Origin of the sequence: Streptomyces sp. NPDC057543 (assembly GCF_042801895.1) — a bacterium.
Lineage (GTDB): Bacteria > Actinomycetota > Actinomycetes > Streptomycetales > Streptomycetaceae > Streptomyces.
The window spans coordinates 25617-38489 of record NZ_JBHVFF010000002.1 but is presented as its reverse complement, the minus strand read 5'-3'; the positions used below and the strand labels follow the sequence as shown (position 1 = coordinate 38489).

Here is a 12873-nt window from a genome sequence, read left to right as displayed (position 1 = left end):
CCGCGACCCGCGCCGCACCCGCGGCTCATGTGCCCGCAAGGCATCTGCCTGCACCACGTCCTTGCCCTGCTGCGCAAGCAGGGCCGGCGCTCCCGTCACGAGGCCGAGAGCGCCGGGAGCGGCGTGGGCCGACGCGCACCCACCGTGTTCGACGGACGGGCCCGCGGCGGACCGCCGACCCCGCGCGAAGGTGTCCCGGGGCGCTCCGGTGACGCGCCGAAGAACCAACACCCCGTCGCCAGGAGGCAGCTGTGGAGTTCGACGTGATGGTGGAGATCCCTCGGGGGTCCCGCAACAAGTACGAGATGGACCACACACTGCACCGCATGCGCCTGGACCGGATGCTCTTCACGTCCACCAAGTACCCGGCGGACTACGGCTACATCGAGGGAACGCTGGGCCGCGACGGTGATCCGCTCGACGCTCTCGTACTGGTCGGAGAGCCGACGTTTCCCGGTTGCACCATCGAGTGCCGGGCTGTCGGCATGTACGTCATGAAGGACGAGAAGGGGCCCGACGAGAAGGTCCTCTGCGTGCCCGCCCATGATCCGCGCTACGCCGCCATGCAGGACATCGACGACATTCCCACCTTCGACAAGCTGGAGATCACCCACTTCTTCGAGGTCTACAAGGACCTCGAACCCGGCAAATCCGTCGAAGGATCCCACTGGGAAGGACGGGAACCGGCGTACGCGGAGATCGAGGCATCCCGCGTACGCGCCGTCGGTGGGAGCACCGGAGAGCCCTCGTGACCACTGCGCGCCCTGCGGGCGCGCTGATCCTGACGTCGCAGCGAGCAGCAGGCGGCGCGCCGGCATTGAGCTGATCCGCGCGGCAGCCTAAGGGCTGTCCCGTCATCCCTGGCGGGCGCACGACGACAGCTACGGCACCTCGCCGCGTTGTCGGAACGCCCGAATACAGCCAGTCCCCTCCGCCTTGCGATGCACCGCATCTGACGCCGCGCGCTGATCCACCAGGGACTACGGGACAGCCCTTACGCGTCGTTCGAACGTCTGCCGTGGACGCCGCGCGGTACCGCGAAATCGGTGAGCGTCGCCGTGCGCGGAGCGAGCCGGGCCCACGTGCCGGGCAGCATCAGCACCGCGAGCGCGGCGGTCGGGAACTTCACGCGGGCCCGTGTGAGTGCCTCGTCGTCCCCGTCTTCCGCCAGGGCCAGGACCATGTCCTGCACTCCCGGCTGGTGGCCGATCAACAGCACGGTGCGCCGCCGCTCCGGGACCTCGCGCACGACGGAGACCAGGGCGGACGCGCTCGCTTCGTACACCCGCGGCTCGAACACCACCTCCGGCGCGGCGCCCAGTTCCGCCGCGACCAGATCCCAGGTCTGTCGGGTACGCCGGGCGGTCGAGCAGATGACCAGGTCGGGTACGCACTGCGCCTCGTACAGCCACCGTCCGGCCGCCGGGGCATCCCGACGGCCCCGGCCCGCGAGCGGACGTTCATGATCGGGTACGCCCTCCGGCCAGGCCGACTTGGCGTGCCGCAGCACGATCAGCCTCGCCGACGGCGGCGTTACAGGCCGGGATACGGTCCGGACAGCCAAAGCCGTACGCACCCCCTGCCTGCGGGCCGGCCTCCGGGGCGAGGCGACATGTCGGATACGGGCTGGATCACGCAGTGGCCATCGGCACCATGCGGCGCCGTTTCGGCGAGCCTCATCGCCGGATGTCCAGTGTCCCGCGCGGGTGCGGGCACGACAACCGCCGCACCTCTCCCCCACCCCCGCCCGGACAGGAGAACGTCCCCGGCACCCGCTAAACTTGCCGAGGCGGTGGTCCAGTACGCACCGCACGGCGGTGGGGCCCGCCGTATCCGAACCGCGGCAACAACGCCGCCAACGGTCCCTACTTGCGACGCGCACTTCACGCATGCCCGTGCCCGGCGAGTAGGAGACGTACGTGGAAGAGTCCCGGAGACCTGTCCCCCCGATGGTGAACGAACCCGTCGACCCCGATGTCGATCTCCACAGTCCCGCGCAGCACAGAGAACTCCGGCTGCGCCAAGGCCCCGTGGTGGCCGCTGTCGCGCTCGGCGGCGCGGTGGGGACGGCCGCACGGTACGGGGCCTCGCTCCTGTGGCCCACCGCGGCCGATGCCTTCCCATGGACGACCTTGGCCGTCAACGCGGTCGGCTGCGCGGTCATCGGCGTCTTCATGGTCGTGATCACCGATGTCTGGGCGGCCCACCGGCTCGTACGCCCCTTCTTCGGCACCGGCGTTCTCGGTGGCTTCACCACCTTCTCCACCTACGCCACCGACATCCAACGCCTGGTCGACGGGCACGAAGCACGCACCGGCCTGGCGTACCTGGCCCTCACGCTGCTCGCCGCCATGGCCTCCGTGTGGATCGCGGTCACCGCGACGCGACGTGTCATCGAATGGAGGCAGCCATGAGGCTCACCGGTTCCGCGCTGCGCGCCACCATCTTCATCGGCGAGAACGACATGTGGCACCACAAACCCGTGTTCACCGAGATCGTCCACCGGGCCCACAAGGCCGGCCTGGCCGGCGCATCCGTCTTCCGCGGTATCGAAGGCTTCGGCGCCTCCTCCCTGATCCACACGACGCGGTTGCTGTCCCTGAGCGAGGACCTGCCGGTCGCGATCGTGATCGTCGACACCGATGACCGGATCCGGGCCTTCCTGCCGCAACTGGACGAACTCGTCACCGAGGGGCTCGTCGTCCTCGACGACTGCGAAGTCATCCGCTACACGGGCCGGCACGTCCGCGCCGAGGAGGGGCAGTGAACTGGCTGCTCGTGCTCGTGGGCGCCATGGTCGGAGCCCCGCTGCGCTATCTCACCGACCGCACGGTCCAGTCCAGGCACGACAGCCTCTTCCCGTGGGGCACCTTCACGGTCAACGTCGTCGGCTGTCTTGTCCTCGGTCTGCTCACCGGCATGGCCACGGCCGGAGCGGCCTCCTCCGACGTACAACTGCTCGTCGGCACCGGCCTGTGCGGGGCGCTCTCGACGTACTCCACCTTCTCCTACGAAACGCTGCGCCTTGCGGAGGACGGTGCCCGGTTCTACGCCGCGGCGAACATCGCGGGAAGTGTGGTGGCCGGGCTCGGAGCCGCGTTCACCGGCACGGCACTCGCCCAGGCCATCTGGGGATAGCCGCTCCTCGCGCAGGACACTGCTGCGCGACGACGCCAACGCCCGCAACCGGCACGGTGGTTGGCGTCGCGCAGCAGGCCACGAAGGGTGGTCGGGGGCGCTCGGGGCCCGGACCCGGTCCGGGTGTGTCAGGCGCGGGTACGGAGGGTGCCTCTCGTGAGGCCGAGCAGACGTTCGGCCGTTGCGATGGCCATGTCTTCGAGCACCGGATGGTCCACCTGTGTGTCGTCGTTGGCGTACGCACCGAGACCGTCGACGGTGACCAGGATGTACAGGGCCGCTCCGAGTGCGTCGTCGGTCGTGAAGTCCCCGGTGCGACGGCCTTCCTCGATGAGGTCCACGAGGGCGGTACGCGTCTCGGACTCCTGCGCGCTCACCGCCGCGCGCAGCCCCGTCTTGAATCTGCTGACGTGCCGCGCGTTGAGCCACAGTCGGCTGAGGTCGCGGTATTCGCCGTCGGTGAGGCGCACGAGGAAGCGCGCGAGCCGCTCGTCCGGCGGAAGCCCGTGTTCGTCCCGTGGCAGGAGCGATTCGCGTTCCTGCGTCGCGGCGTGGGAGAACGCCTCGCTCACGAGGTTGTCCGCGGCCGGGAAGTAGTGGCCGATGAGCCCGGGGCGGACGCCCAGCTCGTCGGCGACGCGCCGGAGCGTGATGCGCTCCAGCCCCTCTTCCAGCGCGATGCTCGCTGCGGTCTGCACGATTTCCGCGCGACGCTCGCCGGGCAGCTTCCGGGTTCGTGTCGGCTGAGGTCTTGACGTCATGGAGGACACGCTATTGGATGTGTGCCCAACATGCAGTTGGCCATTTGCCCAATAGTGGCTCACGGCCGGCGGACCCGAGAGGCCCCGATGACGACGACGAATCCCAGCTCCTCCGCGAGCCCGCTCGACCAACACGGCTCCGAGCGCACGGGGCATGTGGAAACAAGGGGTATCGACCTGGTTCCTGCGGACGAGCGCGGTGGGCGACCGCGCCGGCTGTTCGCGGTCTGGGCGGCGCCGAACGTGAGCTACCTGAGCTTCGTCGTCGGTGCCACGCTGATCCTCATGGGCCTCACGCTCCCGCAGACCTTCGGCGTGATCCTCGCCGGAAACCTGCTGTGGATCTGTACGGGCGTCGTCGCGGCGAGCGGTCCGGCCGCCGGCACGAGCGGGTCGGTCATTTCTCGCGCCATGTACGGCGTCGTGGGGAACAAGATCGTGCTCGTCCTGACCGGCTGGCTCATAGCCGCCGCCTACCTCGCCCTGAACTGGTCGGCCGCCTCGGTCGCGGGCATCGGACTCGCAGGGCGGTTCGGCCTGCCGGACAACTCGGCCGTGGACGCGGCCGTCATCTGCGTCATCGCAGGGGGAACGCTGCTGATCGCGATCTACGGATACGCGACGATCGTCCGCCTCTACACCGCGCTCAGCGTTCTCCTGACCGTGGTGTTCATCGTCGTCACGGGGTACGTGCTCGCCGGAACCGACTGGTCCTACGCTCCGGCCGAGCCGCTCAAGGGGACCGCGCTCGCCATGGCACTCGGCACGGGTTTCACCATCATCGCGTCCACTCCGCTCTCGTACAGCAACAGCCCTGACCTGGCCCGCTACCTGCCCCGCGACAGCAGCCCGGTCGCCATCGCCGGGTGGACGGCGCTCGGCGCGTACCTGCCGAGCACCATCTTCACCATGGTCGGCGCGCTCGCGGCCACCAGCCTCGACATGAGCGACCCGGAAGCCGCGCTGGAGAGCATCCTGCCGGGCTGGTTCATCCCCGTCTTCGTCATCGCGGTCGTCGTCAACACCATGACGAACAACGGCATGACGGCCTACAGCGCCAGTCTGTCCATCCAGTCGGTCGGCGTCCGTCTCGCGCGCATCCCGGCCGTCCTGATCATCGGTGTGCTCGGCACGATCACGACGCTGTACGCGATCCTGGTCTTCGACTTCCTGACCAGCGTCAACACCATGCTCCAGCTCGTGGTCGTCGTGACCGGCCCGGCCATGGCCGTGGCCGTGACCGACCTGGTCCTGCGGCGCAACCGCTACAACGGGGCCGATCTTCTCGAGCAGCGGCGCGGCGGCCCGTTCTGGTACCACCGCGGCGTCCACTGGGCCGGATTCCTCGCACTCGTTGCCGGCGGCCTCACGTCCGCGATGTGGGTGAACACCAGCTTCTGGACCGGCCCGGTCGCCGAGGCCCTGGGCGACGTCGACCTGGCGATCCCGTCCGGCATGATCGCCGCTGCCACCGTCTACTGGGCGACGACCCGCGCCCTTCGGAGCATCCCGCGCAACTGACGCATGCTCCCGATCGAGCAGCCCTGTGCGCATGAAACGCCCCCGTATTCCCATTCCCCCTATACCCCGTACATCGAACGCAGCAGAACAGAAGGAAAAGGAACCTGTGCACGCCGACGTCATAGTGCTCGCCCGCCACATCGAACATCTGGCCGGGGAGACCGTCGACCCGTCCGCGAACGCGGTCGCGATCGCGGGCGGTCGTATCATCGCCGTCGGCGACGCGCCTGGCCTCGAACCGCTGCGGGGTCCCGGAACGGCCGTACACGACTTCCCGGGCGCCACGATCCTGCCCGGCCTCACCGATGTCCACGCGCACCCGGTGTGGGGGTCGATCTCGATCGGCAGCGGCGTGGACCTGTCCGGCGCATCGACCCTCGAACAGGTGTTCACTTGCCTGACCGGGGCTGCGGACGCACGGGCGACGGGCGAGTGGATCACCGGATACGACCTCGATGTGAACGTGTTCGACGGCGACCCGACCGGCATCGTGTTCGCGGAGCGCTTCCCCGGCAGGCCGATCTCGCTGATGACCCGCGACGCGCACGCTCTCGTCGTGAGCCCCCGCGTCGTGGAACTCGTCGGCCTGACGGGCCATGAGACGTTCACCGACGCCTCGTCGATCGAGGTCGGCCCGGACGGCCGCCCGACCGGTTTCGTGGTCGAACTCCAGGCCATGGACCTGGTCTTCGACCACTATCCCGAAGTCCCCGTGGACACGGCCGCCTCGTACGTACGCCACCAGCTCGAACAGCTCGCGCGCAGCGGACTCACCGGCCTGCACGCACTCGACTTCTCCGACCCCTCCGAGGCGGTGTACGAGCGCATCGAGGAACACGGGGACCTGCCGCTGCGCATCCGCTGCTCTCCGCTGGTGCCGGCCGACTCGCCGCCGGAAGTCTGGCAGCACGTCGCCGATCTCCAGGGCCGGCACGGGCGGCGCTGGCACGTCGAGGGTGCGAAGTTCATGCTCGACGGTACGGCGGACAACGGCACGGCATGGTTCGATCGCCCGGACATCCAGGGCGAGAACCGCGAGCCGCTGTGGCGCGACATCGACGCGTACCGCGACGCGATCCGCTTCTTCACCGAGCGCGGCATCCCGACCGCCACCCATGCGATCGGCGACCAGGCCGTCCGGTTCGCCCTCGACGTCATCGAGGAAGCCGGCCCGGCCGCCCGCGCCCCGCACCGCATCGAGCACATCGAGTCCATCCCCGACGATCTGCTGGGCAGGTTCGCCGAACTCGACGTCGTGGCAAGTCTCCAACCCGTGCACGCGACCCGGCACACGCGCGCCGACGGCACCGACAACTGGTCGCGGCGCATCGGGCCCGACCGCGTCGCCCACGGCTGGCGTACACGCGATCTCCTGGACCACGGCGCCGTCGTGGCGCTCGGCTCCGACTGGCCCATCGGCCCCGGCGATCCGCGCATCGGCCTGGCCGACTGCCAGTTGCGCCGCCCGGTCGAGGAGTCCGACGCGGCGCCCGTGCAGCCCGGCCAGGCAGTCACCGCGCGCGAGGCGTACACCGGCATGACCGCCGCCGCGGCGTATGCCGCCGGCGCGTCCGCCGAACTCGGGCGGATCGCGCCCGGCTGTCTCGCCGACCTCACCGTGTTCGCGGCCAACCCACTCGACCTCGCCCCCGAAGCACAGCCCGGCAACGCCGTCCTCGCGACGATCGTCGGCGGTGCCGTGCAGCTCCACACGAACACCGCGAAAGGACGCTCGTGACCGCGACGTCGATCCCCCGCCCCGAACACCGCCGCCACGTCGAGGTCGCCGACGCCGACCCGCACGCCCGCGGTGTCGCGCGCGGCGAGCAACTGCGCGACGGCATCCCCGCCGCGATCGACGCATACGACCGGCTCTTCGCCCTCGGCTCCATCGCCCCCGCCCAGGTACGTGAGGACGCCGAGCGCGCCCTCGACATCATCGGACGGTTCCGCCCGGGAACGCGTGCCGAGATCGAAGGCATCGCCCTCGGGTCCGGCACCGAGCCGTGGCACGTCGCCGCCCTCAACGCGCGCACCGAGATCCTGGCACGCAGCGCCACCGTGCCGCCCGGCGAATGCACCACGATCGTGCGCCGCATCACCGGCGCCGGCGCGTCGGCGCCACGCACGTTCGGCGTCCAGACATGGGACTGGCACATCGAACTGAGCGCCCTGTGGCACACGCTGGAGGTACGCGGCGGCCGGCACGACTTCGTCGGCCTCACCGAGGACGGCATCCTCGGCAAGATCGGCATCAACAGTGCCGGACTCGCCCTCCACTTCAACATCCTCGGGCACGTCCGCGACAGCATCGGCGGCATCCCGGTGCACGTGCTCGCGGCGATCGTCCTGGAAGAGGCGGGCAGCGTGGCCGAGGCCGTCGAAATCGTCCGCAGCGCGCCCCTCACGTCGTCCTGTTCGTTCGCCCTCTTCGACGAGACGGACGCGGTCCTCCTCGACCTGAGTCCGGTCGGCGTGTTCTCGATGCAGCCGGAACACGACACGCTCGTCCGCACCAACCATTTCCTGACGCCGATCCCCGCCGCGGACGAGAAGGCGTGGCTCTACCAGCCCGATTCGGGCGAGCGCTACGACTTCGTCCGCGCACGTCTCACGCGTCCACAATCGCCGGCCACGCTCGACGACCTCACGGGCCACCTCGTGACCGGGGACGGTGAGCCGCCGGTGACCTGCCTGCCCGACCTGGACAAACCGCTCGGCCAGCGCTGGGCGAGCCTGGCGACCGTCACCCTCGAACCAGCGACACGCACCGCCAGAATCCTCGACGGCACACCCGCCGACATCGGCTCGCGCGACTGGCGCATCCTCACCGCCGGCTGATCCGGACGCAGCCCGCCCGTGGACGGCATGGGCGGGCTGCCGCAAACCCGCGCGCACCCAGTTGGTCAAGGTCTGCCAGGCGCTGCCCCGTGAGCCTGTCGGCCCGGTTCCCGGCGTCATTTCGTGGCCCGCGAGGGCGTTGACGGCGGCCGGCGCGGCCGGCCCGTCCAGGCCCGCGAAGGGACCCGTCAGGGCCGGTGCCGTTGTGCCCCAGGGCACGTCGCCGCCTCCACCAGGTCGGTTCACCTGACGTACGACGTGGTCTTGCTGACCCACTGGGACAGGGTGATCTGCGTCGTCGGGGCGGCCCCGCCCGGCCTGCGGTGACGGGAGGATGCCTGGCCGCCATCGGCCCCGGTGGCCGCGGACGCCCGCCTGTTTCGGCCCTGGCCGCTAGCCAGGGCGTCACGCAGAAGGGTCAGGTGTGCGGGCACAGCTGCACGGCAGTCGCGCTCGTCCCGGCACGTGTCGCAAGCCGCCAGGTGAGCCGCCACGGCGCTCGCCTCATCGGGTGCGAGGATCTCGAGTGCGTATCCGGCCAGTAGTCCACGGATCCTGCGGCATTCCTCGACGACGGGCTTCTCGACGGACATCTTGGTCAAGCAGTGGGCTTCGTTCATGGCGAAACCTCCGTTCCTGGTCTCACCTTCGCCCAGCGACGGCCCCTGGCGCGTCGTCCCCCCACAGTGATTCCCGACTACCACGGCTGCGGTATCCGGTACGCCCGACTACTGCTGGAACCCCACGCAGAACAGCGTGCAGACGCTTACGCGGGCACCTCTGGAGGATTTGGCTCGGCCGACGGACTGACCAGCCCGCACTGATAGGCGACGACCACGAGCTGGGCACGGTCACGCGCCGCCAGCTTGGTCATCGCCCGATTGACGTGGGTCTTGGCGGTCAGCGGGCTGACGAACAGGCGATCGGCGATCTCGTCGTTCGACAGGCCCAGTGCGACGAGGCTCGTGACGTCGCGCTCCCGCGGAGTCAAGCACTCCAGCCGCTCGTGCACGGCCACGGGGCATGGATCCGGCTGGGCCAGAAACCGAGTGATCAACGCCCGTGTCGCCGTCGGGGACAGCAACGCCTCGCCGCCGGCGACCGTGCGGACGGCTTCGAGAAGCTCCTCGGGTCGCGCACCCTTGCCGAGAAAGCCACTCGCACCCGCACGCAGCGCCTCGGCGACATGCTCGTCGTTCTCGAAGGTCGTCAGGATGAGCACCTTCACACCTGCGAGGTCCTCGGACTCACTGATGAGCTGTGTCGCCTCCAGGCCGTCCATCTCCGGCATACGGATGTCCATCAGGACCACATCCGGGCGCTCTGCGCCGGCCAGCTCGACGGCCTCGCGTCCGTTGGACGCCTCCGCCACGGTCTCCATGTCATCCGTGGCGTCGAACAGCATTCTGAAGGTGCCCCGTAGCAGGGCCTGATCATCGGCAAGCAGTACGCGAATCGTCATGCCCATCTCTCCGATCCCATGCCGGGCCGGGGCGGCTGGAGCGCAGCGGCAGTTCGGCCGTCACGGTGAATCCGCCCTCGGGGCGTGGTCCCGCGTGCAGGCTGCCCCCGATCGTGGCAGCCCGCTCACGCATGCCGATGAGCCCGTGACCGACCCCTGGGGGAGGATGGTGCGCTCCGGCGGTCCCGTCGTCCTCGACGGTGATCGTAAGCCGTTCACGGTGGTAGTGCAGGGACAGCCGGGCATGGTCGGCTCCGGCGTGCTTGCGCACATTGGTCAAGGACTCCTGCACGATGCGGTACGCGGCCAGGTCGACCGCCGGCTCCAGCGGTTCGGTGTCGCCGCACCGGGTGTGGCTCACGGCCAGCCCGGCGCGTTCGAACGACGCCAGCAGGGCCGGCACCTGCGCAAGGCCCGGCATCGGATCGCGCAGCGCCACCGGATCGTCGGACTGCCGGAGCAGGCCTACGGTCACCCGTAGTTCGTCCAGGACGGAGCGGCTGGTGTCCCGGATGTCCTCCAGAGCCGTGAGGATTTGATCCGGCCGCTGGTCCACCAGATGGACGGCGACGCCTGCCTGCGCATTGATCAAGGCGATGTGATGCGCGACGATGTCGTGCAGTTCGCGGGCGATCCGGACACGTTCGGCCGCCACTCGCTGCTGTGCCTCCTGCTCGCGGGTGCGCTCCGCGTGCTCCGCCCGTTCCTCCACGGCCGCCACATAGGCGCGGCGTGAGCGCACCCCGTCCCCGACTGCGACCGGCAGAGCCGTCCAGGCCAGCATCGCAACCGTGTCCGGGTCCAGCCACGAATTCGAGGTGAACACCTTGGCGGCGCATATCAAAACGGAAGCCGAGACAGATGCCGCGGTCCAGGCGGTACGCCGGTCGGTCCGCACGGCCACGTTGTAGACGGACACCAGAACCGGGCTGGCCACCAGCGGGCTGTCCCGAATCCCGAGTGCCTGAAAGATCACCCCGCAGCCAATGGTGACGACCAGTACGCCGAACGGGTGACGATGACGCCACACCAGCGCGGAGCAGCCGACGGCTGCCACCAGCACTGCGGGCCAACGCAACAAGAACTCACGCTCGTGCGGTACGACCGAGGCAGCCACGACCGACAGCACGAACAGCACGAACGCGCCCACCGCGTCCACCACGCGAATCCGGGCTTGTGCTCCCGGTTTCCAACCGTTGATCACCGCCATACCCCCACCGTAGGGTCGATGGCCGAATCAGGCATCGTCTCGCCACGGCAGGATGTGCCCCCGGGAACGCGGTGGGTCGCTGCGAAGATCCCCCGGGCGGCGGTTGGCGAACATCAAACGCCTCGCTGAGGCGGCGGAACGGGATTCGGGTTCGACAGCTCCTCGGTGATCTTCCGTCCGCGGCACGAGGTGATTCCGGTCTACCTCGGAGCCGACCCGGACACCGTCGAGCTGGAGGAGGGTTTCTCCGGCGACATGCGCGGTGTCGAACGCCTCGGGGCCCTCGTCCTGGACTGCGCGAGGAGGCGCTGGAGCCAGCGGGTACGGGCGTTGCGTGCGTCCTGGCTGAGGGCCGCCCGCGGTGCCAAGCCGTCGAAGCCGTGGTAAGCACCGGGCCATACATGCAGTTCAGCCTGGCCGCCGGCCTGCCAGATCGCGTTCGCGTAGGCCACGTCCTCGTCCCGGAACATCTCGGCCGACCCGACATCGATATAGGCCGGGGGGAGTCCGGAAAGATCCGTGGCGCGGGAGGGAGCCGCGTAGGGCGGCAGGTCCGCAGCGCCGTAGCGGTCGCCCAGCAGTGCCTTCCACACCGTCGTGTTGGAGGTGGAGTCCCACAGGTCGACGCCCGTCATCTGATGGCTGGAGAAGGTGCTGCCGCGGTCGTCGAGCATCGGGCACAGCAGCAGTTGCCCCAGTGCCTCAGGACCGCCGCGGTCACGGGCCAGCAGGGCGAGGGCGGCGGCGAGCCCGCCGCCGGCGCTCTTCCCGCCGATGACGACGCGGTCCGTGTCGATGTCCAGTTCGGCCGCGTGCCCCGCCGCCCAGACGAGTCCGGCGTAGCAGTCCTCCAGTGGTCCCGGGTACTGCGTCCGCGGCGCCAGCCGGTACTCGACCGAGATGACAGCCAGTTCCAGCGGGAGCGCCCACTCGCGAAGAATTCGCGGAAGCACGGACCACGCGTTGCCCATGACCATTGCGCCTCCGTGCATGTAGTACAGCAGGGGCAGTGGCCCGACGAGCCCGGCCGGCCGCGCGCTCACGAGAGTGACGTCCGGTCCGTCCGGCGGTCCCGGCACACAGAGCTCCGCCACCTCGAAACGGCCGTCGGCGCGGAGATCCTCGGCCGTCGGCCTGGGCCGGCTGACGACGTCCCGCTCTTGCCGGGCCTCAAGGTTGCCCGGGGTGATGGGCTCCCTCGACTCCTTACCCAACGCAGTCAGCACAACGCTCAGTTCGGGGTCGAACGGGGGCACTGCCTTCGGTGTCGGGACAGGGCCGGACTCCGACGGCGTACGGCGGACACTCATCGCCTCCCCTCCCCCGGTCGAACGGCGGGATACCGACCGGCGGTCCCGCTGAAACAGCTCGGCTGCACACACATACAAACCGGGAACACTCGCCTGAGACCCATACACGTAGCCAATCACAACGTCAGGCAGCACCGCCGCCCAGACCACACGCCAAGGCCGTGACCCGATCAAGCCGTAGGGAATTCCGAATGTCGCCATCAGAGCGGTGGAAGTCCTGGTAGACATCAATCGCTCAGTCCATAACTCCTGACGGTCGTGGTCGGCCGGCCGCTTCCGGGCAACCGCAACGACTGCCGGGCCTGGGCCGGGTCCGGCGCGAAGGATGCAGGCGGAAGTCCGAAGCAGTTACCGATGGCGGCTACCGTGGAACGGGACCGGTCATCCCTCACCCCCGCGCAACGCGGACGAAGAACTCCCCGACTGCACAAGCAGGTCCGGGCCCGCGTCGAGCAGGTCGTCGCGCACATGCAGACCCGGAAGATCTCGCGCTCTGCCGCCTCCACGGCGACGGCGTCCACCACGCCCTGCCCGGCGTCGCCCATCTGCACAACCTCAACCTCGCCCGATGGGCGAACTGGCCACCCGGCGGGCGCTGCCATGAGCTGCCGGTGAACGAGCCGGTCCACA

14 protein-coding genes and 1 pseudogene are annotated in these 12873 nt (G+C 69.6%); 9 read left to right on the top strand and 6 right to left on the bottom strand.

Annotated elements, in window-relative coordinates; translation table 11 throughout:
- The first annotated feature begins 27 nt into the window (after positions 1–27).
- Together ACFU8Q_RS00765 and ACFU8Q_RS00760 are read left to right on the top strand one after the other, a co-directional pair.
- Complete coding sequence (locus ACFU8Q_RS00765) at positions 28–267, top strand: hypothetical protein (protein ID WP_384446313.1); 240 nt, start codon at positions 28–30, stop codon at positions 265–267.
- A complete protein-coding gene (locus ACFU8Q_RS00760; RefSeq protein WP_384446311.1) occupies positions 252–752 on the top strand; it encodes an inorganic diphosphatase in 501 nt (166 codons plus the stop codon). The genes ACFU8Q_RS00765 and ACFU8Q_RS00760 overlap by 16 nt, the downstream gene beginning before the upstream one ends.
- A 242-nt stretch (positions 753–994) precedes the next feature.
- On the opposite strand, the gene ACFU8Q_RS00755 is transcribed toward ACFU8Q_RS00760, so the two are convergent.
- Positions 995–1510: a SixA phosphatase family protein gene (locus ACFU8Q_RS00755; protein WP_384446309.1), complete on the bottom strand. Its 516-nt coding sequence runs from the start codon at positions 1508–1510 to the stop codon at positions 995–997.
- A 439-nt stretch (positions 1511–1949) separates the two neighbouring features.
- Between ACFU8Q_RS00755 and ACFU8Q_RS00750 the strand changes: the two genes are divergently transcribed.
- From ACFU8Q_RS00750 to crcB, 3 genes are read left to right on the top strand one after another with little or no spacing between them, the layout of a single operon-like run.
- Positions 1950–2414: a fluoride efflux transporter FluC gene (locus ACFU8Q_RS00750; RefSeq protein WP_384446307.1), complete on the top strand. Its 465-nt coding sequence runs from the start codon at positions 1950–1952 to the stop codon at positions 2412–2414.
- Complete coding sequence (locus ACFU8Q_RS00745) at positions 2411–2767, top strand: DUF190 domain-containing protein (RefSeq protein WP_384446305.1); 357 nt, start codon at positions 2411–2413, stop codon at positions 2765–2767. The genes ACFU8Q_RS00750 and ACFU8Q_RS00745 overlap by 4 nt, the downstream gene beginning before the upstream one ends.
- Positions 2764–3138 carry a fluoride efflux transporter CrcB gene (crcB, locus tag ACFU8Q_RS00740; RefSeq protein ID WP_384446303.1) on the top strand — a complete coding sequence of 125 codons (375 nt, stop codon included), beginning with the start codon at positions 2764–2766 and terminating at the stop codon, positions 3136–3138. The genes ACFU8Q_RS00745 and crcB overlap by 4 nt, the downstream gene beginning before the upstream one ends.
- 128 nt (positions 3139–3266) lie before the next feature.
- On the opposite strand, the gene ACFU8Q_RS00735 is transcribed toward crcB, so the two are convergent.
- Positions 3267–3899, bottom strand: coding sequence for a TetR/AcrR family transcriptional regulator (locus tag ACFU8Q_RS00735; RefSeq protein WP_384446301.1), 633 nt, complete (start codon positions 3897–3899; stop codon positions 3267–3269).
- A gap of 87 nt (positions 3900–3986) precedes the next feature.
- Here ACFU8Q_RS00735 and ACFU8Q_RS00730 point away from each other — a divergent pair, with 87 nt between their 5' ends.
- From ACFU8Q_RS00730 to ACFU8Q_RS00720, 3 genes are all read left to right on the top strand, one after another.
- Positions 3987–5420: a purine-cytosine permease family protein gene (locus ACFU8Q_RS00730; RefSeq protein ID WP_384446299.1), complete on the top strand. Its 1434-nt coding sequence runs from the start codon at positions 3987–3989 to the stop codon at positions 5418–5420.
- 106 nt (positions 5421–5526) lie between these two features.
- Positions 5527–7158: an amidohydrolase gene (locus ACFU8Q_RS00725; protein WP_384446298.1), complete on the top strand. Its 1632-nt coding sequence runs from the start codon at positions 5527–5529 to the stop codon at positions 7156–7158.
- On the top strand, positions 7155–8261 hold the full coding sequence (locus ACFU8Q_RS00720; protein ID WP_384446296.1) for a C45 family autoproteolytic acyltransferase/hydolase: 1107 nt from the start codon (positions 7155–7157) through the stop codon (positions 8259–8261). Before ACFU8Q_RS00725 ends, ACFU8Q_RS00720 begins: the two co-directional genes overlap by 4 nt.
- A 242-nt stretch (positions 8262–8503) precedes the next feature.
- Here the strand turns inward: ACFU8Q_RS00720 and ACFU8Q_RS00715 are convergent, their stop codons facing one another.
- The 4 genes from ACFU8Q_RS00715 to ACFU8Q_RS00700 all read right to left on the bottom strand — a co-directional run bounded on the left by ACFU8Q_RS00715 (position 8504) and on the right by ACFU8Q_RS00700 (position 12243).
- On the bottom strand, positions 8504–8881 hold the full coding sequence (locus ACFU8Q_RS00715; RefSeq protein WP_384446295.1) for a zf-HC2 domain-containing protein: 378 nt from the start codon (positions 8879–8881) through the stop codon (positions 8504–8506).
- A gap of 146 nt (positions 8882–9027) precedes the next feature.
- Positions 9028–9723, bottom strand: coding sequence for a response regulator (locus tag ACFU8Q_RS00710; RefSeq protein ID WP_384446293.1), 696 nt, complete (start codon positions 9721–9723; stop codon positions 9028–9030).
- The gene (locus tag ACFU8Q_RS00705) at positions 9695–10933 is read right to left on the bottom strand and encodes a sensor histidine kinase (protein WP_384446291.1); all 1239 of its coding nucleotides are present in this window, start codon (positions 10931–10933) and stop codon (positions 9695–9697) included. Before ACFU8Q_RS00705 ends, ACFU8Q_RS00710 begins: the two co-directional genes overlap by 29 nt.
- Before the next feature lie 200 nt (positions 10934–11133).
- The gene (locus tag ACFU8Q_RS00700) at positions 11134–12243 is read right to left on the bottom strand and encodes an alpha/beta hydrolase (protein ID WP_384446289.1); all 1110 of its coding nucleotides are present in this window, start codon (positions 12241–12243) and stop codon (positions 11134–11136) included.
- Positions 12244–12492: 249 nt separating this feature from the next.
- Between ACFU8Q_RS00700 and ACFU8Q_RS00695 the strand changes: the two are divergent.
- A pseudogene (locus ACFU8Q_RS00695) lies at positions 12493–12812 on the top strand (IS5/IS1182 family transposase); the annotation flags it as partial.
- Between the last annotated feature and the right edge of the window lie 61 nt (positions 12813–12873).